This window comes from Mesorhizobium sp. 131-3-5, assembly GCF_016756575.1.
Taxonomy (GTDB): Bacteria; Pseudomonadota; Alphaproteobacteria; order Rhizobiales; family Rhizobiaceae; genus Mesorhizobium; species Mesorhizobium jarvisii.
Map to the genome: position 1 here is coordinate 1,800,870 of NZ_AP023254.1, position 21,631 is coordinate 1,822,500.

Annotated in this window: 17 protein-coding genes and 3 pseudogenes (1 of these 20 running past the window's edge); 11 read left to right on the top strand and 9 right to left on the bottom strand. The window is 59.8% G+C overall.

The annotated features are described in order from the left end of the window. Positions 1–69 precede the first annotated feature (69 nt). The 3 genes and pseudogenes from JG747_RS08770 (at position 70) to JG747_RS08780 (ending at position 2,533) form a co-directional block, all read left to right on the top strand. Positions 70–1,046: pseudogene (locus JG747_RS08770) on the top strand (glutathione S-transferase family protein). Next, positions 1,046–1,642, top strand: coding sequence for an alpha/beta hydrolase (locus tag JG747_RS08775; protein ID WP_202361615.1), 597 nt, complete (start codon positions 1,046–1,048; stop codon positions 1,640–1,642). Before JG747_RS08770 ends, JG747_RS08775 begins: the two are co-directional and overlap by 1 nt. Before the next feature lie 165 nt (positions 1,643–1,807). Further along, complete coding sequence (locus JG747_RS08780) at positions 1,808–2,533, top strand: SDR family oxidoreductase (protein ID WP_202361616.1); 726 nt, start codon at positions 1,808–1,810, stop codon at positions 2,531–2,533. Between the two features lie 53 nt (positions 2,534–2,586). On the opposite strand, the gene JG747_RS08785 is transcribed toward JG747_RS08780, so the two are convergent. The 6 genes from JG747_RS08785 to JG747_RS08810 form a co-directional block, all read right to left on the bottom strand. Continuing rightward, on the bottom strand, positions 2,587–3,531 hold the full coding sequence (locus JG747_RS08785; RefSeq protein ID WP_244748355.1) for a GlxA family transcriptional regulator: 945 nt from the start codon (positions 3,529–3,531) through the stop codon (positions 2,587–2,589). A gap of 11 nt (positions 3,532–3,542) precedes the next feature. Then, a complete protein-coding gene (locus tag JG747_RS08790) occupies positions 3,543–4,637 on the bottom strand; it encodes an ABC transporter ATP-binding protein (protein WP_202361617.1) in 1,095 nt (364 codons plus the stop codon). Next, positions 4,634–5,467, bottom strand: coding sequence for an ABC transporter permease (locus JG747_RS08795; protein ID WP_202361618.1), 834 nt, complete (start codon positions 5,465–5,467; stop codon positions 4,634–4,636). Before JG747_RS08795 ends, JG747_RS08790 begins: the two co-directional genes overlap by 4 nt. Beyond that, on the bottom strand, positions 5,464–6,246 hold the full coding sequence (locus JG747_RS08800; protein WP_244748356.1) for an ABC transporter permease: 783 nt from the start codon (positions 6,244–6,246) through the stop codon (positions 5,464–5,466). Before JG747_RS08800 ends, JG747_RS08795 begins: the two co-directional genes overlap by 4 nt. Positions 6,247–6,427: 181 nt before the next feature. Next, the gene (locus tag JG747_RS08805) at positions 6,428–7,564 is read right to left on the bottom strand and encodes an extracellular solute-binding protein (RefSeq protein WP_202361619.1); all 1,137 of its coding nucleotides are present in this window, start codon (positions 7,562–7,564) and stop codon (positions 6,428–6,430) included. A gap of 91 nt (positions 7,565–7,655) precedes the next feature. After that, complete coding sequence (locus JG747_RS08810) at positions 7,656–8,570, bottom strand: LysR substrate-binding domain-containing protein (RefSeq protein ID WP_202361620.1); 915 nt, start codon at positions 8,568–8,570, stop codon at positions 7,656–7,658. 98 nt (positions 8,571–8,668) lie between these two features. On the opposite strand from JG747_RS08810, the gene JG747_RS08815 reads away from it, so the two are divergent. Both JG747_RS08815 and JG747_RS08820 read left to right on the top strand, forming a co-directional pair. Beyond that, positions 8,669–9,448, top strand: a complete 780-nt coding sequence (locus JG747_RS08815; RefSeq protein WP_202361621.1) for a creatininase — start codon at positions 8,669–8,671, stop codon at positions 9,446–9,448. Positions 9,449–9,839: 391 nt separating this feature from the next. Then, entirely contained in the window at positions 9,840–10,862 is a 1,023-nt protein-coding gene (locus JG747_RS08820; RefSeq protein WP_202361622.1) for a medium chain dehydrogenase/reductase family protein, read from the top strand. 469 nt (positions 10,863–11,331) lie between these two features. Here JG747_RS08820 and JG747_RS08825 read toward each other — a convergent pair whose 3' ends face one another. Further along, complete coding sequence (locus tag JG747_RS08825; RefSeq protein WP_202361623.1) at positions 11,332–12,546, bottom strand: M24 family metallopeptidase; 1,215 nt, start codon at positions 12,544–12,546, stop codon at positions 11,332–11,334. 75 nt (positions 12,547–12,621) lie between these two features. Continuing rightward, entirely contained in the window at positions 12,622–12,774 is a 153-nt protein-coding gene (locus JG747_RS08830; RefSeq protein ID WP_202361624.1) for a hypothetical protein, read from the bottom strand. A 289-nt stretch (positions 12,775–13,063) separates the two neighbouring features. On the opposite strand from JG747_RS08830, the pseudogene JG747_RS37780 reads away from it, so the two are divergent. Then, positions 13,064–14,045, top strand: a pseudogene (locus tag JG747_RS37780) (IS30 family transposase); the annotation flags it as partial. 603 nt (positions 14,046–14,648) lie between these two features. Next, a complete protein-coding gene (locus tag JG747_RS08845; protein ID WP_202361626.1) occupies positions 14,649–17,273 on the top strand; it encodes a peptidoglycan-binding domain-containing protein in 2,625 nt (874 codons plus the stop codon). 512 nt (positions 17,274–17,785) lie between these two features. Here the strand turns inward: JG747_RS08845 and JG747_RS08850 are convergent. Beyond that, entirely contained in the window at positions 17,786–18,013 is a 228-nt protein-coding gene (locus JG747_RS08850) for a helix-turn-helix domain-containing protein (RefSeq protein WP_123170650.1), read from the bottom strand. 241 nt (positions 18,014–18,254) lie between these two features. On the opposite strand from JG747_RS08850, the gene JG747_RS08855 reads away from it, so the two are divergent. From JG747_RS08855 to JG747_RS08870, 4 genes and pseudogenes are all read left to right on the top strand, one after another. Beyond that, positions 18,255–18,689 carry a hypothetical protein gene (locus tag JG747_RS08855; protein ID WP_123170667.1) on the top strand — a complete coding sequence of 145 codons (435 nt, stop codon included), beginning with the start codon at positions 18,255–18,257 and terminating at the stop codon, positions 18,687–18,689. Between the two features lie 440 nt (positions 18,690–19,129). Then, a complete protein-coding gene (locus tag JG747_RS08860) occupies positions 19,130–20,779 on the top strand; it encodes a recombinase family protein (protein ID WP_202361627.1) in 1,650 nt (549 codons plus the stop codon). A gap of 545 nt (positions 20,780–21,324) precedes the next feature. Next, a complete protein-coding gene (locus JG747_RS08865) occupies positions 21,325–21,591 on the top strand; it encodes a type II toxin-antitoxin system ParD family antitoxin (protein ID WP_202361628.1) in 267 nt (88 codons plus the stop codon). 3 nt (positions 21,592–21,594) lie between these two features. Continuing rightward, a pseudogene (locus JG747_RS08870) lies at positions 21,595–21,631 on the top strand (type II toxin-antitoxin system RelE/ParE family toxin); it runs 274 nt beyond the window's last position.

Genomic DNA, 21,631 nt, shown 5'->3' on the forward strand with positions numbered 1-21,631 from the left:
GATATCGGTCAAGTGGCGCGCCGCTGCGCCCTTGGCCAAGACCTGGCGATTGCAGTGAAGGACGAAGCGATGCTCATCGAAGGAAGATGGACGGCCAACTGGCAACCCGTGCAGGCAACCGATGCTAAAGGTGGCTTCGTCAGGCAGATTTCCGGCTTTCGCAACTGGGTGACGCCCGACGGCTGCGCCGGGCCGACGGGTGATGCCGGGTTCGCCGCCGAAGCGGGCCGCTATCATCTTTATGTCGCGCTCATCTGCCCCTGGGCATCCCGCACACTGATCGCGCGCAAGCTCAAGCGGCTCGAGAACGCCATTTCCGTCAGCATCGTCAACCCGCGCCTGGATGATGAAGGCTGGGTGTTCGGCGGTTATCCCGGCACTGTGCCAGACGGCATAAATGGTGCCCGCCACCTGCATGAAATCTACACCAAGGCCGACCCGCTCCATACCGGGCGTGCCACCGTGCCGGTGCTTTGGGACAAGCAGCTTGGCACGATCGTCAACAATGAGAGCGCCGATATCGTACGCATGTTCAACTCGGGCTTCGGCGACCTCGCAAGCGGACCGGATCTCTATCCCGTACAGCTACGGGCCGAGATCGACGCGCTCAACGCGGAAATCTATCCACGGCTAAACAACGGCGTTTATCGCGCCGGCTTTGCCACCACGCAAATCGCCTATGAAGAAGCCTTCGACGACGTGTTCTCGATGCTCGACACCCTTGAGGTCCGCCTCGGCAAGCATGGGCCTTTCCTCCTGGGCGATGCCCTGACCGAGGCCGACATCAGGCATTTCGTCACCTTGGTGCGGTTTGACGCCGCCTATCACGGCCTGTTCAAGTGCAATCTGCGGCGCATCGCCGATTATCCGGCGCTGAGTGCCTACATGGCTGCGATGCTTGCGGTGCCTGGGATCGCTGAAACCGTCAGCATCGAGCACATCAAGGCCGGCTACTACTCTATCAAGACGCTCAACCCTAACGGCACGTGCCGAAAGGACCCGACTTGCCGGGCCTCGTCCCCGTCTTCGTGAAAGGACTGTGCTGATGGATCGCGGCTTGGTCATTCTCTTGCATGGCGTCGGTAGCAACGGCGCCAACATGGCAGCGCTCGGGCGGGCACTCGCACCCTCACTGCCCGCCCTCGAATTCGAGAGCCCTGATGCGCCACATGGCAGCGGCCCGCACCGCGAGTGGTTCAGTGTCATCGGCATTACCGAGGCAAATCGGCCAGGGCGCGTCGTTGCGGCGCGGCCTGGCTTTGACGCCGTTATCGCAAAGCTGATCGAGGAGCACGGATTTTCGAATGCCCTCGACCGCGTCGTGCTGCTGGGGTTTTCTCAGGGCTCGATCATGGCACTCGACGCGCTTGCCAGCGGGCGCTGGCACGTTGGCGCAGTGGTCGCCTTCTCGGGACGTCTGGCATCGCCAATGCCACTGGCCCCTGCAATGGACACCCGATTGCTCCTGGTGCACGGCGACGCCGATCCGATCATGCCTCCGGGTGAGAGTGTGCGGGCGGCAGAGCTGCTGACGGCGGCCGGTGTTCGGGTTAGGATCTCAATTGAGCCAGGACTCGGCCATCAGGTTTCAACCACCGGCCTAGCCGAGGCGGCCAAGTTCCTCAATAGCGCGCTTGCCTGACTGTCTTGGTCGCGTAGGGTCAGAGCGCCAGATAGTTCGATTATGTCGGAAAGTGAGGCCACGGCCAGTGCTCCATTCAGGATGTCCATGATCGATGCGCATCAGCCTCCCTTAATCGCTATATTGGTGAGCACTTTTATCATCTGAATAGGGGCGAGAAAAACTATGGCGAGAGAATTGGAAGGGAAGGTTGCCGTTGTAACCGGGGCGGCTTCCGGCATTGGATGGGCCAGTGCAGAAGCGATGCTGGCTGCAGGTGCGCGGGTTGTTATGGTCGACCGCGATCAGGCTGCGATGGAGCAACTCTGCAGCAAGTACGATTCCCTTGTCCCACTCGTCATCAACCTGCTTGACCCCAAGGACTGTGCTACACTTGTTCCAAAAGCTCTGGAGAAGGCAGGCCAGATCGACATCTTTCATGCCAATGCAGGCACGTATGTGGGCGGCGAACTAATCGATGCCGACACCGGGGCCATCGACCGCATGATGAATTTGAACGTGAATGTCGTAATGAAGAATTTGCACGACGTGCTGCCTCACATGATCGAGCGGCAGACGGGCGACATCATCGTAACGAGTTCCTTGGCAGCTCATTTTCCGACGCCATGGGAACCGGTCTATGCGTCCTCCAAGTGGGCAATCAACTGCTTTGTCCAGACTGTGCGCCGACAGGTGTTCAAGCACGGTATTCGCGTGGGCTCGATATCGCCCGGCCCTGTCATAAGCGCACTGCTGGCGGACTGGCCTGCAGAAAAGCTCAAGGAAGCGAGAGACACTGGCAGCCTGCTCGAGGCAAGCGACGTGGCCAATGTCGTGATCTTCATGCTGACGCGGCCGCGCGGTATGACAATCCGCGACGTTGTGATGCTACCCACCAACTTCGATCTCTGAACCGCTCAACTGTCGGTGCTAGCCGCCGACGTCCCATCGTCTCTTTAGCCAAATCAACTCTTTCGAAATGCAGTCGGCGTGCCACCGGCATGTTGACGATATACCCGGCTAAAATGCCCGGGATTTGGAAAGCCACACCTGTAAGCAATTTCACCGATTTGCAGGTCGCTAGTCCCTAGTAGCGTTTTCGCATACTGCAAACGCAGCGCAAGATACGCGGCCATAGGGCTGATTTGTATTTCTGTAGCAAACAATCGCTCAAGCTGACGACGTGAGATGCCAAGTTTGCTCGCTACCTCGGTTACAGTGATTTTTTCTTGCAGATTACTCTCCATTAGGAGTAACGCACGCCTGATGTGGCGGCTTGTAGCCTTGGGAAACAGCGCTCCGTTAGGCTGCGCGTCACGGCCGGTTCTAATTCTATCGAGAACCAAGATCTTAGAAGCTTTCTCCGCAGCCTTGTTATCAACATGCTTGGACACAAAGTAACTCGCCAAGTCGGCTGCTCCGGCACCTCCGGCGCAGGTGGCCCTATTTCCGTCGATTGAAAACAACGTGTCTGCGTGCGCACGAACGTGCGGGAATGCGTGTCGAAATTCCTTGATGTGAAACCAGCTCACGCAGGCTCGATAGTTGTCGAGCAGACCATAATGCGCCAACACGAAACTCCCAGTGCATAAAGCCGTAAGAGGCACATCTCGCTGTGATGCCCGTCGCACAAAGGCCTCCTTTTCCCCACTGAGGTACTGGGTGCCGTTTAGCAGTCCACCGACAACAACGATGTTGTCGTAGTCCTGTGGGTCAGTGATTTGCTTCGTGGGCAGTAACTCCACACCGCAGCTTGAGCGGATTGGAAGGCCGCGCTCACCAATTATCTGCCAGTCGAACCGCCCTCTCCGGCTGCGGTCGCCGTCATCGCCCGCAAGGCGCAGTGTATCGATGAAAAGCGACATTGGAGAAAGTGTGAAATTTCGGGCGAGCAGGAATCCGAACCGCACAGCCAGCGCTCCTATTCCCCAGGCAGGATATGGCTCGCATCGGCGCGCCAAGACATCCAGATCTTGGCGCCGGGCGTCAAATTCAGCCGCTCCAGTTCGTCATGGCTCTTCTGCGCCTTGAGCTCCAATCCCTCGGCGCCCTCAAGGTGGATGACGGCCGTGGCGCCGACAAACTCCTCTCCGACCACCGAGGCCTGCATGCCGTTGACACCACCGGCAGGCTTCTCGTTGGTCAGCTGCACGCGGTCGCCGGAGACGACGAAGGTCGCCTTGTCGCCTTTGACAAGCGCCTTGGCCGGATTGCGGGCGACATCGAACTCGCCTGACGGCGTGACAATCTTGATGGCGTCGCCGTTCGCCGCCGAAACCTTGCCGGCGAACACATTGGATGAGCCTAGAAATTCCGCGACGAACCGCGTTCGTGGCGCACGATAAATCTCCTGTGGGTTGCCGATCTGCTCGATGCGGCCACGGCTCATGATGACGACACGGTCGGCCATCGAAAAGGCTTCCGACTGGCTGTGCGTGACATAGACGAAGGTGATCCCGAGCTCTTTCTGGAGATTGGACAACACGGTCTGCATGCGCACCTTGAGATGCGCGTCGAGCGCTGACAGTGGCTCGTCGAGCAGGAGGATTTCGGGTTCAGTCACCAGCGAACGGGCGAGCGCCACGCGCTGGCGCTGGCCGCCGGAAAGATGGGCCACGTTGCGATCGGCGAATTCGGTGATCTGCATGCGCTCGAGCCACTTGTCGACGCGTTTCCTGCGTTCGGCCTTTTCGACGCCGCGCATGCGCAAGCTGAACTCGACATTCTCGCGCACCGTCAGGAACGGGAACAGCGCCAAGCTCTGCCACACCATCGGCGTGTCGCGCCGCCAGGTCGGCAAGTCGTTGATGCGCTTGCCGGCAAGGCGGATCTCGCCTTCGGTAGGTGCTTCGAGGCCGGCCAGCATGCGCAGCGTTGTCGTCTTGCCGCAGCCGCTCGATCCCATGATGGCGAGAAATTCGCCCTTGCGGATTTCGAGGTCCATGCGTTCGACGGCGTTGAAATTGCCGAAGCGTTTGACGACGCCGTCGAAGACGACGAGGGCTTGATCGGTCATGGAACCAACTCCGGCGCGTTACTACCTGCCTTCGGCAAGGCGCTGCGCTTCATCAGAAGAATCTGGGCGAGGATCACCAGCGTCATCGATGCAAGAAAGACGAAGGTGCCGATGACGTTGATGCGCGGGCTGACCTGCCCCTGCAGGAAGCCGAGCACTTTGACTGGCAGCGTTTCGTGCAGTCCCGACACGAACCAGGAAACCGCGAATTCGTCGAAAGACACCGCCATTGTGATGAACAGCGCCGCGAAGATTGCGGGCCGGCAGAACGGGACGATGACATGCCGCATCGCCATCCATTCCGACGCCCCGAGATTCCAAGCCGCGGCTTCCAGCGATGGATCCATCTGCGACAGGCGCAGCCTGCAGATCGCCATGGCGAAGGGAGCACACATCACCACATGCGCGATGATGACTGAATGGACTTCGCCCGACAGGCTGACATTGGACAAGAATGCGAGCATCGCCAGGCCGAGGATGACGACCGGAATGGTCGGAGGCAATAGCGCCAGCGCCAGGTAGAATGGCTTGCCGAAGAATTTGTAGCGGAAGTCGGTGTAGGCGGCGCCAAAGCCGAGCGCCGTGGCGACGACCGAGACGACGGCGCCGACAACCAGGGTGTTGCGCAAGCCCTCCCAGACACGCGGATCGGCATAGACGGCCTCGTACCAGACGGTCGAGAAACCGCCTAGCGGCAGCGAGGGAAAACGGTCGACGTTGAGCGAAAAGACGAAGCTTGCCGCGATCGGCGCGAAGATGAAGGCGAAGGCCAGCACAATGTAGAGCCTGAGCGCCCAGTCGATCAGCGGATTGCGGTTGAACTCGTTCATCGCCCGCGCTCCCTATAGGCGTAGCTCACTGCCGCGAACGCGACCGCCAGCAGGGTCCCGATCATTGTCAGCGCGATCACCGCCGCGCGCGGCCATTGCTGGCCCGACTTGGTGGTGTCGGTGATGAGGATCGACAACGTCGGCGGGTCTCCGCCGCCGAGATAGAGCGGACTGACGAAATCGCCAAACGTCAGGATGAAGCAGAACAGTGCCGCGATCACCAGTCCGACCTTGGCCGCCGGCACCACAACCTCGAACACTGTGCGCAGCCGGCTGCAGCGCAAATTGTGCGCCGCTTCGATCAGCGTGCGGTCGACAAACATCAGGCTGAACAACTGCAGCAGAACGACTAGCGGAAAGCTGAGTGTCAGATAGCCCACCATGATGCCGAACACTGAATTCAGCATGCCGAACGGCCCTATCCCGATTTTTGCCAGCAGCGCATTGATGATGCCGTTGTCGGAAAGGAAAATCTGCCATGAATAGACGCGCACCAAGTAGCTGGTGAAGAACGGGATGACCATCAGGAACACAGCCCAGCGCCGCGCCGTTTCCGACAGCTTGAACGCAATGGCGTAGGCACAGGGGAATGCCAGCGCGCTGGTGAGGACGGTAGCGGCGGTGGACAAGAGCAGCGTGCGGAGATACGCGTCCCAGAACACGCCCCGGCTAAGCATCTTTGTCCAATTGCTTGGATTGAAATCTGGTTCCACACGGAAGTTTCTGACCGTCCAGAAGCTCAGGGCGGTTAGGAAGACCAACGGGGCGAGGAAGAACATCGCCTGCCACACCAGCATCGGCAGCGAGAAGGTAAGTCCGTAAAGTGTGATCGACTTTCGCATTGAAACAGGCCCGCCCGCGCAACCACGGCTTGGTTCATCGGCCGCCTCGGGGGCTCGCCGTGATGAAAGGGCGGGCGCAGTGTCCCGCCCCAAAATCCGAACCTAGCGATGCGGAATTCTACGATCCTTTGTAATCGGACCAGAAATCGTTCCAGTCCTCGAGGGTCTGCTGGACCGGCAACTGCCGGTATTTGATCCGTCCGGCGCGGATCATGTCCATGACATTGCTCTCATTGAGCAACATGCCCTGGCGTTTAGCCTCTTCAGGGGTTTCCTTGGCCAGGAGCTCCCAGCCCTTGCGGTTCGGGATCAGGGCCGGATAAGCCACCATGTTGGCAGACTTGACCTGGCCCTTGGCCGAAGTGATGTACTGGATCCACTTCTTGGCCAGGTCGGCCTTGGACGACCCCTTGCCGATGGAGAAGGATTCAGTCCACTGCAGGCCACCTTCTTCCGGGATGACACTTCGCACTTTGGCACCGCTCTTTTCAAGCACACCCGTGATCCAGTCACCGATACCCGCCATGGCCAGCATCTGGCCATTTTGAAGTGACGAGAAGGTGCCACCGTAGTCGAAGAAGCCCCCGATCTGCGGACGCAGGGATTTCGTTTTTACCTGTAATGCGCTCCAAGCCGACGCGTTGATGTCGTAGGGAGAAGCATTGCCGTTCAGCAAGCTAACCTGGCCAAGATTGGGCAAATGCCAATCGAAATGGCCGACTTTACCCTTGAGTTTGTCTGCCCAGTAGACGTCGTAGGTCGACGCTTCCTTTTCGGTGATGGCCTCCGTGTTGTATGCAACGCCGAGGAAGCCGAACCGCGTGAAGACTGAGTACAGCTTGCCGTCCTGCCAATGGCCGACGAATTTCTGGAACTCTGGAAAATAGTCATCGAGAGGATAGTCGTGGGGATCCAGTTCCTCGATGTACCCGGCGGCGTTCAGCTGCTGGACGTATTCGGCATCGGACAGGATCACATCGAAGGTTCCAGGGGGCGACTGGGCTATGAGGCCCAGCATATTGTCGCCGCCGGTGTAGTATTTCGGTTTGAACTTGACGTTATTCGCGGCTTCAAACTCGGCAACCACGTCAGGCTCGGCGTGTCCGTACCAGGCGAGCATATTGAGTTCGACCGGCTCGGCAAACGCTAGCCGACTGAGAAATGGCATAGCCAGAACGCCGCCACCCAGAACACTAGCACCCTTCAGAAAATCGCGGCGCGAGCGTACGCCGGACAAGCTTTTTTTGATTGTCATGGTGTTCCCCTTTGGCTTGTGGTTTCCGCAACCGTACGAAGGGGCCACCTATTTGGAAAATTAATTCTCATAATAAATGCATTTACAGCGCTTATTGACGATCCAACTCTATCGGCCGACGAACTGGGTCGCCGGAGACACCGGCTTCATCCAAACGCGCGACGATATGGTTGACGAGCCTGATTCCCGCATCGGACAGGCGGGGATGCTTGTAGAACAGACCAACTCGGATTTCAGCGAGCGCTGGAAACCCGTCCGTTTCGTCGAGAACGCGCATGCCAGGCAGCATCGTGTAACGGGTCAGCGCGCTGACGCCAAGGCCGTTCACCACGGCGTTCTGCAATCCCGCAATGCCGGAGCCGGTATAGGCCACCCGCCAGCGGATTTGTGCAGCATCAAGAGACTGGATCATGCGGGCGCGATAGGCACAACCTTCCGGGTGCGCCGCCAAAGGCACGCCAGTCCCCAAATCAAAACGCGCCGTTTCGGCGGCAGCCCAGATCGGCCGCTCGATCCATGAACGGGACAGGTATTGCGAACGCTCATTGTTGACCATCGCCACAGCCAGATCGAGTTCGTCCGCGCGCAGCCGATCGAGAATGTCGGCGCTCCAACCGCAATGGATTTCCAGCGAGATGCCAGGATGCTGGCTGGTGTATTCGGTGATCACCCCCTGCAGGAAGGCGACCGCATAGTCGTTCGGCAGTCCGATGCGTAACACGCCGGCTATCTTCGAGCGGTTGAAATAGGAAGCGGCCTCATCGTTAAGCCGCAGCATCTCGCGAGCGTAGCTCAGCAGCATCTCCCCCTCACTGGTCAGGAGCAGCGTGCGTCCGACTTGCTTGATGAGTGGCGCGCCGACCAGTTCCTCGAGCCGGCGGATTTGAAGGGAGATTGCCGGCTGGGTGCGCCCAAGCGCATCACCAGCCTTTGTATAGGCACCAAGATCGATAACCGACACGAAGGTCCGCAGGAGGTCGGTCTGGAAGTTGATTATGTTGCGCATGGATAAATATTTCTCATACGTGGATCATGAATATAAATTTTCCATATCATCTTTTCCACCCCTAATCATCAACGGAGAGCCAAAATTGGGAGGACGTCATGCCGTATGACACTGTTTTTGCCGCAGAGTTGCCTTGGCCTGACTATGACAAAATTGTTCGTGGCGGCTCGGTGCCCATCCTCCTGCCGGTTGGCTCGATGGAACAGCATGGGCACCATATGCCCATGCACGTCGACGTGCTCTTGCCGGTCGAATTCTCCCGCCGCGTCGCTGAGAAAATCGGCGCGTTGGTCGCCCCACCCTTTACCTATGGCTACAAGTCGCATCAGAAATCGGGCGGCGGCAATCACCTGCCGGGCACGACCAGTCTGGACGGCGCGACGCTGGTAGCGGCGCTGCGCGATGTCATCAAGGAATTCGCACGCCATGGCGTGCGCAATATCTGCTTGATGAATGGCCACTTCGAGAACTCGTGGTTCATCGTCGAAGGCATCGATCTGGCGCTGCGCGAACTGCGTTGGGGCGGCATTGGCGAAATGAAGATCGTAGTGCTGTCCTATTGGGATTTCGTCGACAAGCCGACGATCGCGCGGCTCTATCCAAACGGGTTCACCGGCTGGGATCTGGAACATGGCGGCGTGCTCGAAACATCGCTGATGCTGGCGCTCTACCCGAACTTCGTTCATCTCGAGCGCGCCGTCGATCATGAACCGGCCAGCTTTCCGCCCTATGATGTGTACCCGCCCAAGCCTGAATGGACGCCGGCGAGCGGTACATTATCGTCGCCCAAGGAGGCCTCGAATGCCAAAGGCGACATCTTGCTGGATGTCTGCGTGACGGGCATCGTCAAAGCGTTGGAGGTCGAATTTCCGCGCTGAGGCTGGCATCCCACCAAGTGGGCACCCAGTTGAATAGCCGACAGAACTCTGATCCTGGCTTCTGCGTCCGCAAGCTGGAAGCACGGAAGCGTTTGTATTCCAGCGGCCTCTGCGGCTGTCTCGGCCATCGGATGGATGCGTATACTGCTAGGCCGTGAGCCCATAAATCGCCCCGGGGGAAGGGCTTGCCGGAGTCCGGTATGCAACGATAGCGACCAAATTCCGCAGCGTAGCGAAATGACGCGATCTGCCATGAGCGGAATTGATCCGCATCAATTACAGGGCCGGCTTCCAGTGAGAATCATTATGAGCACACCCATGCTTGGCGGTGGCGGCACCATCGGCAAGCGTGACGTGTGCTCCTTGGAATAAGAGATGCAAGGATTCACGTGTGATCGAACCGCGCAACCGCGTCGTTCAAGTCAGGCGCTTCGGCGGTCCCGAGGAGTTGGAGGTGGTCGACGCGCCGATGCCGACCGCTGGTCCGGGCGAAGTGCGGGTCCGCGTGCTCGCCTCGGGCCTTGAGTATACCGACACGCTGATCCGGCGGCATCTCTACCCGCAAACTGCGTCCCGCCGCCCACCGTTTGTAATGGGCTACGATGTTATCGGGGAAATCGATCAGCTCGGCGACGGCGTGAGCGGATTTCAGCTTGGCGACCGTGTGGCCGACATGACGGTGCTCAGATCGAATGCTGTCTATCGCACGCTCCAGGCGAGCCACTTGACCCCAGTGCCGGCTGGCGTCGACGCGGCGGAGGCCGCAACGCTGATACTGAGTTGGATGACCGCGTACCAACTCCTGCACCGAGCTGCGCAGGTGCAGCGAGGGCAACGCGTACTGGTGCACGGAGCCGCGGGGGCAGTCGGTCAGGCGCTGCTCGTATTAGGCAGCATGGCCGGGCTTCAGCTATGGGGCGGTGCCCACGGCACGCACGCCGCGCTGATCCGCGCGTTTGGGGCCACGCCGATCGACTACCAGCGCGAAGATTTCGCGCGTGTCCTGCCAGGCGGGTTCGACGTCGTCTTGGACGGCATCGGGGAGGAAGGCTATCGCCGCTCGTTTGCAGCCCTCAAGCCTGGCGGTGTGCTATGCGCCTATGGCTACTCAGCAGGCGTGCAGGCTCAGCGAGGCATGCTCACCATGTTGATGTGGATTGCGCGCCTATATCTCTGGAGGTGGTTGCCTGGCGGAAGGCGAGCCTTCTTCTACTCCATCAACGCAATGCGGTTGCAACATCCTGAGTGGTTCCGGGAGGACTTGAAGCGCCTGCTCGCTCTGCTGGCCAGTGCCGCCATCCGGCCGCGCGTCGCCGAGCGGATCTCGCTGGATCAAGTTGTCGAGGCGCACCAACGTCTCGAAGACGGCGGTCTTGAGGGCAAGCTCGTGCTGTGCCCGGATCTGCCGTCGTGACGCGGCCAGCGTGCCGCCTGGCGACCGCGGTTCGGATCGACGATTTGAGACATCGCCTCTTCATCGCTGGCCGTGTGATCAAGGAAGAGACACTCAATTCCCGAGTTGGGTCAATCGCGACCGGGCCGCGCCAACCGCAAAGTAGGCCATGACCGCATTTGACTACGCGTTTATGAGTCCACGCCCTACGCAGCTGCATCATCAAATACCGCCTCCCCTGTCCTGATAAGCTCATCAGTATGGAAAGGGCCAGTTCGGTGGCGCCTGCACTGCCTCGTCGCTGGCATTATTGTCAGGTAGCCCCAAAGAAGCATCCTTGCGCTCTACGAGGGTGTTAGCAGTGAATACTTTTATCAGGGAGATGACCACTTCGTGGACGAGGCCAACAGGCGACGCTGAGTATGGGTCAAGCCGGCTTGTCCGGCCCGACCTCCCCGGATGCCAATCGTGTGGGATGTAAAACACGTCATCAGCTTCCGACGATGTTATGTTCCGGGCCGAAGGGAAAGCCGGTGATGTTTTCCGCTCCGTTATCCTTCACGATCAGGATGTCATGTTCGCGATAGCCACCGGCGCCCGGCATACCTTCCGGCAGCATCACCATCGGTTCCATCGAGACGACCATGCCGGGTTGCAGCACCGTGTCGATGTCCTCGCGCAACTCCACGCCGGCTTCGCGGCCATAATAATGGCAGAGCACGCCGAACGAATGGCCGTAGCCGAAGGAGCGATACTTAAGCAGATCCCATTCACGGTACATATCGTTGAGCTCGATTGCGATGTCCTTGCAGCGCGCGCCCGGCTTAATCAGTTCGATCCCGCGGCGATGGACGGCGACGTTCTTCTGCCAGATGTCGAGGCTGGCGTCGTCGACATGGTCGCAGAACAGCGTGCGTTCGAGCGCGGTGTAATAGCCAAAGATCATCGGGAAAGTGTTCAGCGACAGGATGTCGCCTGACTGGACGAGGCGGTTGGTGACCGGATTATGGGCGCCGTCGGTGTTGATGCCGGACTGAAACCAGGTCCAGGTGTCCATCAACTCGACATAAGGGTGCGATTTCGCAATCTCGCGAATCATGGCACTGGTTGTAGCGATCGCCACCTCGTGCTCAGGCACGCCGGCCTTCACGGCAGCCACGCACGCGGCACCGCCGACGTCGCAGACGCGTGCCCCCTCGCGGATCAGCTTTTGCTCTTCCAGCGACTTGATGGAGCGCATCCACATCGACGGCTGAGCAATATCGACGAATTCGACGCCTGGCAGAGCCTCCTCAAGCTGACGGCGGAAGTCGAGGTTGACATGGTCAAACTCGATACCAATGCGCTTGGCGCCCGCGGTGAGTTGGCGCACTGCACGGTAAAAATTGTCGCGGCGCCAGTCTGTGTAGGTGATGTTGTCGCCAAAGCTGCGACGGTAGGGCTGGCCGCCATCAATGCCGGCGGAAATCGTTGTCGCCTTGTTGTGGTCTATGACCATGCCATACTTGCGGCCGAAGTAGCAGTAGAGCCAGCCCGAGTAATAGTTGATGCAGTGATAGGAGGTGAATAATGCCGCATCGACCTTGTTCTCAGCCATCCAGCGGCGAACGTCGTTCTGGCGGCGTTTCATCTCCGTGTCAGAGAACGGCGAATACTCCTTTTCGCCATTGTGCCATGCTGTCACGTGTAACATGTCTTCGGTCATCGTGCTGCCTCCTGCAAAATTGATGCAGGAACGTTACGTGTAGTACGATCATCAGGAAAATTTATTCACCTGATATCAGCATTTCAAAAGTTTATGGAACGCATAGGGGGCGGCAACCGGTCGAGCTGAAAGCTCAATGTTGGGCATGTCCACGCGCATCAGGTCGCGCATCTTTTGCCGCGCCCAGGTGGCAAACCACGAGCCGTGAACCACAAGAACAGTGCTCATTCACGTTCTCCTTGGTGGCCAGCGTCTGCCAAGCCTGCCGGCAAGACGTTATGGCAACTCCCCAAAGCGGCCGGCAAAGCTCGCGCTTGGACTGTCCGCTTTGGATCGATACGCGACGGTTCTGACGGCGACCCCGTAGGTCCGGAGATGTGCAACCTCGACTCAGCGTCGGCACCAGCAATGTCCGCTCTTGGTAGGCGGTCAAGTCGGCCGGAATGACCGACATGCGGCGGTGGGTTCAGCCGGTCGTCGCAACACGCTTTAATCTGAGAGGATGAAGAGGTGTTGCATGGTGACGTCACGGATCTGGTTTACGTCAGCGCAGAAGGTCGAGCTTTGGGAGCGATGGAAGCGAGGTCAGAGCATTTCGTCGATCTCGCGGGCACTTGACCGCCGGAACAAGACCGGCGTTCAGCGGATCGTATCCTTACGCGGCGGCATTGCTCCCTCAGCTAGGCGTAGAGCGGCCTTGGCGCTCGGGCTGGCGGAGCGCGAAGAGATCTCTCGCGGCATCGCGGCGGGTCTTGCGATCCGCGCTATTGCACGAAGTCTCGGGCGATCCCCATCGACAATATGTCGCGAGATCTCGCGCAATGGCGGTGCACAAGCGTATCGTGCAACCCGGGCCGACAAGTATGCTTGGGAGCGAGCGCTGCGCCCGAAGCAGTGTCGCCTGGCATGCTCTGGGCGGCTACGATGGCGGGTGGCGCAAAAGCTAGCGCTGCAATGGTCCCCGGAGCAGATAGCGGGCTGGCTGAGGCGAGAGTACCCAGGCGATCCAAGCATGCGGATATCTCATGAAGCGATCTATCGCAGTCTATTCATCCAGTCGCGAGGGGTGCTCAAGAAGGAACTTACAGCGCACCTGCGTACCAAACGACAGATGCGGCTCGCCAAAGGCGCACAGAGCCGGACGGGGCAAGGACAAATACTCGATATGATCTCCATCCGCGAGCGCCCCTCCGAGGCTGGAGGATCGCGCCATCCCAGGCCATTGGGAGGGTGATCTGCTCACCGGGGCGAACGACACGCACATCGCCACCCTCGTCGAGCGACACAGCCGGTTCACGATGCTTGTAAAGGTGGCGAGGAGGGACTCGGCCACCGTCGTGGCGGCCCTTGCCCAGACGATCGGCACATTGCCCGAAGAGTTGCGGCGCTCGCTAACGTGGGACCAGGGCAAGGAGATGGCTCGGCAAAAGAGCTTCACCGTTGCAACCGATCTACAGGTCTACTTCTGCGATCCGCGCTGCCAGGGACTGCGCCAGTCGTAGGAGACGCGGCTGCCGTCGCCTGGGCCTTATGGCACTAGCCGTTGCCGATGATCTTGCTGGCGAGGGCCACGCCATCGGCCATTAGAAATATGGTCAAAGCGACAGAGATGCGGAGCATCAGGTAGCTCATGGTAGCATCCTCCTTTGGAGCGCTGCCAGGAAATGTGGGTATTCTAGTCGGCCGTGCAAGTGTCACCCTGCGGGCGCGCCTGTCCTGTCGCGGCCCCGCTCCTGGGTCCGTCCGGTAAGCATAAGATATCAAAGCCCGGCCGCCTGCTTGCCTAGGCCAAAGGATTCGTGAATATGGCTCCCGGGGTTGTGTAGGGGATTACCATGCGTCGCGTGTGCAGGGTGGGCGTTGCTGCGTTCCTAGTGGGGATTTCTTTTCCTGCTATGAGTTCGGCATCATCGCTTTCCGAGTTTATGCAGATCATTCAAAGTGGCCAGCAGATAACGCGGTCAACGGCCTTTAGGCCTCCGCAGTCAAATTCACTTTGGCTTGTCGTATCCAGCAGGCCCACAGAGGAAGAGGCGATCGCTCTGGCGCAATCATACGCGCCGACACTGGGGCCGACTCTGGTCATCCACAGCAGAAATGGGGTGTTTGCTGTCGTCGCCGGAACTCTGTTCCAGGATAAGGCGAAAGCGAACTTAACGGCGCTTAAGGAGCTGCGCATCATTCCTCAGGACTCGTTTCTCTCGCGTGGGGACGGTTTGGACGGACTGGTCTGGATGTCTTATCAACAGGGAGCCTCGTTCGACTTCGCCACCCAACCAAACTATCTAAGGGTCGTCCAAAGGCTCCAGGCAGCGATGGCTCGGCTTGGCCTGTACGATGGTCCGGTCGATGGCCTGATCGGTCCATCGACCGTCAAATCCTTCAGGTCGTATCAGGCACGTTTCGATCTGCCATCAGGCGAACTGCTCACGGACTACGGGCTGGCGGAAATCGAACGCAACGCCGGCGACGGCTTCCGCAGCGACCAGGAGCGAAGCGCCGCACAAGCTCTCGGCTACACAGATGCTCAGAGCTACACCGATGCAAAATCAGGAGGTTTCACATCCGCGAGCGCATTTGCCCAAGCAAAGAGGATGGGCTTCACCACCCAACGCGAATTTGATGCCGCGGCGGCGGGCGGGTTTCGCAGCCACGACGAGTATCAGCGCGCCCAGTCGGGTGGGTTCACAGCGGCGGATGACTACCGGGCAGCAGCTGGGCTCGGCATTCAGACCAATGCGGAGTTGGTCGCGTTCCGCGCATCAGGCTTTTCTGATCCCGGCGAGTTCCGCGACGCGAAGCAGAAGGGCTTCACGGACAAAGCATCCTTCGATAAGTCCGAGGCCCGCAGGCTCAAGGCTGCGCGAGCCTCCGCAACGACTTTGCTCTCGGATGCCCAGACTTTCTTGAAGCTGAATCCCCAGACTTCGAACCTGGTAGAGATTGCCGGACAGGCTGCTGCGCTAAACGCGCAGGTCCAGACCGTCTCGATTGATGCGCTGAACGATTCGACGCTCCGATTGACGAACCTGCTTATGGCTGTGCCTGGCTACGCCGAATTTTCGGCTTCGAGGGACAAGGAGCGCGCTCAGGAAATCGAAAAGAACCGGGCGGAAATCTTCGCCGAGATCCAAGCGAAACGACAAGCCCTCAAACGATGGATGAGCAGCCATCTGACATCGGCCAAGCTTCCTGAGGTCGTTCAAGAAGTGAAGTCCCTCGACGACGTTTCCGAAGCCAGCGACCTGGAAACGCTCACGGAGACCAGGGAAGGCCTGCGGGCTTTGATCGCCCGGCAAGCGCTGGCGGACGAATTGGATGCAATCAAGGCCGCGAACAGCCAGTCAGGAAGCAGCGCAAGCCAGGAGAGCAACAGCGCGGCGTACGCGGTGACCGATCTGAACAAAGCGCTCCTTCGCGGCAGCCTGGATGAGGTCGTCGTTCTTTACAATGCCGGGCCTAAGGCGCCTTCTCTCCTTCGCACGATATCAGGCCAGTTCTCGCTGACGAAGAATGAGGCCTGGGTCTGTCTGCTCGGCCCAGAACGCACCCCAGCTTTGGACAAGGCGCTGATCGAGGCCATCGCCCCGCTGGGAGGCCAGGCCCTAAACATCAGTTCGGACTGCGGGGCGGACGATCTCGACCATGCCGACCTCTTCATCGTCCAGCGGAAGAAATTCTTGGAGGCCCAGCCGACATTGCAAGCTGCCTACCTCGAAGCGATGGAAGCCAAAAACATCCGCGTCTTCGATTCAATCCGATACGAGGACATCAAGGCCCACATGGAGTCAGACCAGGCATTGGCCTCGAAGATCGCCCAAGAGATTTCGTCCGGAACGCGTGAGGGATATGGCGGCATCCTGCTGACGAATTCGTCGGTCAGGATATGCAGCGTAGTCGACGGGCGCCCGGACGTTCATGCGACTACCATCGACAAGATCGCCAAATACGCGGCGGTGGCGGGTCCCGAAGTGCTGTATCCGTCCATCGATAAGGCCTATGAGGACGTGCGCCACGAGCAATGCCGCGTGCTCTATACGTCGGCCATCAATCTGAAGGCCATTTCTGAAGCGCTGGCACGGGATGCTGTGCAGTTCACCTTCGCTCCGGTGTGGCTAGACGAGACTGATGCCGCCAACGCGGCTGCCAAATTGGATGCCGCAAAACAGGCAGAGGTCAAAGCTGCAGAGGCCAAACGCGTGGCCGCAGAAGAGCAAAAGAGGATCGCGGCCCAGCGGGACGAGGACGAGAAGAGTTCGAAGGCAGCTCGCCAGGCTGATCTGCGTCGGAAGAACGGGCCTGCCGCGACCGCCCTTCTGAACATGTTCTCGGACGGGTTGAAGGAGACCGTTCTGGGCAATGCCACGGACAAAGCAAACTCGTCATCGCAGATCAACATGGAAAGCCTGTTTCCTGAGTTCGCAAAGTGGAATGCAGGTCTTTCGCATGACGACTGGAAAGCCACCAACGTGACCTCGGAAGTGCAGGACTACGGCACCGTTGCCTGGATGGGCCGGAGCCTGGACGGCATCGTGGTCAGGGCGACCGTGAAGATGGCAAGCGCGGAACGCGGGCAGTATAAGGACGAGTGCTTCCTGTTTGGTGCCGTCATCGATAGCGAATTCAAGATGGTGCGCGATCCATATGAGTCGAAGTGCGATGATACGGATACTTCGGGTCGTTGGGCTGTCGGTCACTCGCTGACGAGTCTCTGGGTCGTAAATTAACCCTTGCGTGTGTCGAACGCTCTCACCTCGTTCTTGGCGCTCGCCTTTAGTCCTGGCAAGCGACCTTGACGAGGCGTTCTGCAATCGCAGGGCTGCATGGACGAATACGCCCGAGCTCAGCAGCGGTTGGCAAGGCCGCCTGCCCAAATTGACCACAAGAAAGGACCCGCTTCTGTTTTCATCAGAAGCGGCCGAAGGCCCGTTGTCCCGTCGCGACGGCTGCGCTCATTTCGCGATCGTGGTAGGGTGGTGATCATGCGATGCTGCGAAATCTACGCGTCTCGCCGGGCCACATGCTGAGCGATATGACGACGCGCTTACGCCCGCTCTAGTAAAGTTCTTACGGACGAACGCGTGTGACCGTCTTCCCAGTGTGTCGCTCGCCGGTTGCCGCTAGGGTCTGCTTTCAGTGGTTGGTAGGACTGGGTTCTACAGCCAACATGGGGCGCAACCCCGCTGCTCGCTCGCTACGGCGCTGTTTAGGGCGCGCTCGCGAGCGGTTACGCGCGGACCTATTTTGAATGACTGCTTTTCGCCTTGCGAATGAGTGCTTCCGGCTCCATTCCTAGCGCGTCGGCGATGCGCCCGAGAACTGTGACGCTTGCCGAAACATCAGCGCGTTCAATGGCACCTATGTAGCGGGCGCTCAGACCGGAGCGCTCCGCCAATTCCTCTTGAGTCATGTGCCGGCTGTTTCGGGCTTGCCGCAAATTAAGAGCAAGATTCTCTCTCAGATCCATCCCGAGAGATAACTCGTGAATGGAACGATCATTCCAGGAACGATAGTTCCTATTCGTCATTGAGTATGCTATAGAACGACACCCCGTCGTCAGCACACGGTGATTGAAAATGAATGCCTCTGAGATTTCGGCCGGTAGCGGTAGCTCCCCAGATCCCGCTTTTGCCTTATGGGCCGACTGGCTACAGGCTCGATATACCTCGCTACTGCTGTGTCGGGTGCAGCAGCGGTTGGAGGCACGAATGATCGCTAATACCGGAATTCAGGTATTGACTGCATGTGGATCCCGCCCGGCGCGAATGGCAGTTGATCGATTTGATGTCGGCTTAAGGCATGCCGTAGCTTGTGAAGCTGAAGTCTTTGCAATGACCGAGGCGCTCAAACTTCAGGACGCGACACCCGAGCTCACTGCCTCATCCCTTGCCGGCGTCATCGCCAAGTTAGAAATGATCGTCGGTGCCGATCGAGATATTGGTGACCCAACCGACTTCCCGTGGCCGCACATAGCTTCCGTACTGCGTGACCTAAAGGCGATCGCGGGAGGTTTGCCGGTTGGTCGCCGGAGCCGGGAAAGGACGAGGAGCGATATCGCCAAGCATTGGGAGTCCGCCGTCAAGCTGGTCGCGGCGCTGGAAGAGGAAGGCGCGGCGGAGTGTTGTGGCGATTCGGTCTTGTGACTCGCCCCGTACCCACTTGTCGCCTGCAACTCGACCTTGACGAGTGAGGCGAAACCGCCCGATGCAAGTCATTGCACGCTGTGGCTCTACGACACGAACTTCGTGCTTTCCTTCGCCCACCGAAGGCCTCTGCTAGCGGGTCGATCCACCATTGGGAGCGCGACCGCGATGGCAGAGGGAACCAGGACTGGCTCAGAGGCTTTGATTCCGGCGAACGACAACGGCGACCTCGCCAGCCCCGAGGGTCGCCCAGAAAACAATGCAGCGGCCATGCTGGATCGGGTGGTGCTAGATATCGCTCAGCTGATCGGCAGGCACCTGGCGCGGGAGGCATTCGAGGCGGGGCTGGCGGCCAACGACAATCGGCCGGGCCGCCGAGAGGGACAGGGCAGGGAGCAGGACGATAAGCCCCTTGGGAACAGGAGAGAGGATCCGCCGTCATGACCCGTGTCGCACTCTATGCCCGCTATTCTTCCGACAGCCAGCGGGATGCCTCCATCGAGGACCAGTTGAGGCTGTGCCGCGAGCAGGCGGCGCGTGAGGGCTGGAGCGTATCGGGAACCTATGAGGACGCGGCGATCTCCGGCGCCAGCACGGTGCTGCGGCCCGGCATCCAGCATTTGGTGCGCGACGCCCAGCGGGGCCGCTTCGAGGTGGTGCTGGCCGAGGCGCTCGATCGCATCAGCCGCGACCAGGCTGATGTCGCCACCCTCTTCAAGCATCTCAAATTCGCCGGCGTTGCCATCGTCACCTTGGCCGAGGGCGAGATCAGCGAGTTGCATGTTGGCCTCAAGGGCACGATGAATGCTCTGTTCCTGAAAGACCTTGCCCTCAAGACCCATCGTGGCCTGCGGGGGAGAGTGGAAAAGGGCAAGGCCGGGGGCGGGCTGTGCTTCGGCTACCGGGTGGTGAAGAAACTGGACACCGCAGGCGATCCCATTCGGGGCGACCGCGCGATCGTGCCGGAGGAAGCGACCGTCGTGCGCCGCATCTTCCGCGAGTTTGCCAGCGGTAAGAGCCCGAAGGCGATCGCCGTCGACCTCAACAAGGAGGACATTCCCGGCCCACTCGGCCGGCATTGGGGCGACACCAGCGTGCGCGGGCACGTCATCCGGGGTACCGGCGTCATCAACAACGAGCTCTATATCGGCGTGCTGGTTTGGAACCGCCTGCATTTCGTCAAGGATCCTGCCACCGGCAAGCGGGTCTCTCGGGCCAATCCGCCAGCCAAATGGATCCGCACCGAGGTGCCGCATCTCAGGATCGTCGAGGATGAATTGTGGCAGGCCGTGAAGGAGAGACAGAAATCCATCGCCAGTCAGTTCGAGGCGGTGGCGATCGCCACGCGCAAGGCCCGGGCGAGGAAGCTGCACACCATGAGGCGGCCGGTCTCCCTCCTCTCTGGTCTGCTCACCTGCGGGTGCTGCGGCGGGCGCTACGGCCTGTTCACCCGCGACCGCTATGCCTGCCTCAACCACCAGCGCCGCGGCATCTGCGGCAACGCCCGCTCCATCTTACGCGAGAAGATCGAGCAGCGAGTCCTCGCGGGCCTGAAGGAAAGGCTGGTTTCGGCCGATGCGGTGGCGGAGGCGATCAGGGCCTATGCCCAGGAGACCAACCGCCTGAATCAGGAGCGTCGCGCGCAGGGCGAACAGGACCACAAGGCGCTCGACAAGGTCGAACGCGCCATCGCCGGTATCATGGCTGCGATCGAGGATGGCCTCTACCAACCGTCGATGAAAGCGAGAATGGAAGACCTGGAGAGGCAGAAGGCGGAGATCATTGCGCGTCTGGCGGTAGCGCCCACCGACGTGCCCGACCTGCATCCCAACATCGCCACTCTCTACCGCAAGCGGGTCGAGCAACTCACGCAAGCACTCGCCGACCACGACGATGGACGGCCGGCCGCCGAGGCATTGCGCTCATTGATCGGAGAGATCGTGCTCACGCCTGGCGACAAGCGCGGCGAGGTTCATGCCGAGCTACGCGGCGAACTCTTCGGCATCCTCGAACTCGCCAAAGCCGACCCAAATGAACAGCCCGACGATGTTATGACAAAAGGGGTTGCGGGTCCCCGCAACCAAATATAAAAGAGCCCGCCCTCGTGCGGGCTCTTTTATATTTAGCCGTGGTGCCCGGCGAGTTAACCCTCATCAGCCGTCCGCAACGAGGCCTTGCCGACGCCGCAGGTCAGAAACGCAAAGCCTCTCCCCAAAACCAAATCATAAACGGCCCGCCTGGCTCAAACCAGCGGGCCGTTTTGCGTTTGGGCACGATCGAAGAACGCCCGGCAACGACCGAAGCGAACAGCGAAAGCCGAATCGGAGCGGCGACCGCAACCAAATGCGAAGTGAATTTAGCAGGCGGGGGCTACTGTCTCGGCCAGCCTCAGTGCTCGTCGGCTCGCTTTTATGACGGAGAGTGGATCGTCGGAGTTGTCGATCGCGGGCCTGGTTCCTCGATCGCGCCGGCGTCAGCGGATCTGGGGCGATATCTCGGTTGTGCAGAACCGGCCAATCAAGCCCTGCGGAATAATCCGAATCAAAGGCAGAGTACCGCCGAATCGGCTAGTTCTGGCAATAGGTGACATCTATTGCTATCTTCCTATGACCGGACATTCTTTCCAGAGGTTGCCATGCCCAACCACGCCCTGAACGACCATTATGAGAGCTTCATCAGGAAGCAGCTCGAATCGGGTCGTTACAACAATGCCAGCGAGGTCGTCCGCGCCGGCCTGCGCATGCTCGAGGATTTCGAGGCGGAGCGGGAGAGATGGCTGCGCGAGGAAATCCCTGGGCGCCTGACGGATCTCCAGCAGGATCCGGCCAAGGGGATTCCTGCCGATGCGGTGTTTTCCCGGCTGGAGGCGCGCCATCGCGCGAAGCTGGCGAAAGCCAAGTAGGGGATGGAGTACCGGATTGTCTTCCATCCCATGGCGGAAG

Coding starts and splice junctions, on each gene's coding strand:
- JG747_RS08775 (WP_202361615.1), top strand. CDS start 1,046: ATGGATCGCGGCTTGGTCATTCTCTTGCATGGCGTCGGTAGCAACGGC.
- JG747_RS08780 (WP_202361616.1), top strand. CDS start 1,808: ATGGCGAGAGAATTGGAAGGGAAGGTTGCCGTTGTAACCGGGGCGGCT.
- JG747_RS08790 (WP_202361617.1), bottom strand. CDS start 4,637: ATGACCGATCAAGCCCTCGTCGTCTTCGACGGCGTCGTCAAACGCTTC.
- JG747_RS08795 (WP_202361618.1), bottom strand. CDS start 5,467: ATGAACGAGTTCAACCGCAATCCGCTGATCGACTGGGCGCTCAGGCTC.
- JG747_RS08800 (WP_244748356.1), bottom strand. CDS start 6,246: ATGTTCTTCCTCGCCCCGTTGGTCTTCCTAACCGCCCTGAGCTTCTGG.
- JG747_RS08805 (WP_202361619.1), bottom strand. CDS start 7,564: ATGACAATCAAAAAAAGCTTGTCCGGCGTACGCTCGCGCCGCGATTTT.
- JG747_RS08810 (WP_202361620.1), bottom strand. CDS start 8,570: ATGCGCAACATAATCAACTTCCAGACCGACCTCCTGCGGACCTTCGTG.
- JG747_RS08815 (WP_202361621.1), top strand. CDS start 8,669: ATGCCGTATGACACTGTTTTTGCCGCAGAGTTGCCTTGGCCTGACTAT.
- JG747_RS08825 (WP_202361623.1), bottom strand. CDS start 12,546: ATGACCGAAGACATGTTACACGTGACAGCATGGCACAATGGCGAAAAG.
- JG747_RS08830 (WP_202361624.1), bottom strand. CDS start 12,774: ATGAGCACTGTTCTTGTGGTTCACGGCTCGTGGTTTGCCACCTGGGCG.
- JG747_RS08850 (WP_123170650.1), bottom strand. CDS start 18,013: ATGGATCTGAGAGAGAATCTTGCTCTTAATTTGCGGCAAGCCCGAAAC.
- JG747_RS08855 (WP_123170667.1), top strand. CDS start 18,255: ATGATCGCTAATACCGGAATTCAGGTATTGACTGCATGTGGATCCCGC.
- JG747_RS08860 (WP_202361627.1), top strand. CDS start 19,130: ATGACCCGTGTCGCACTCTATGCCCGCTATTCTTCCGACAGCCAGCGG.
- JG747_RS08865 (WP_202361628.1), top strand. CDS start 21,325: ATGCCCAACCACGCCCTGAACGACCATTATGAGAGCTTCATCAGGAAG.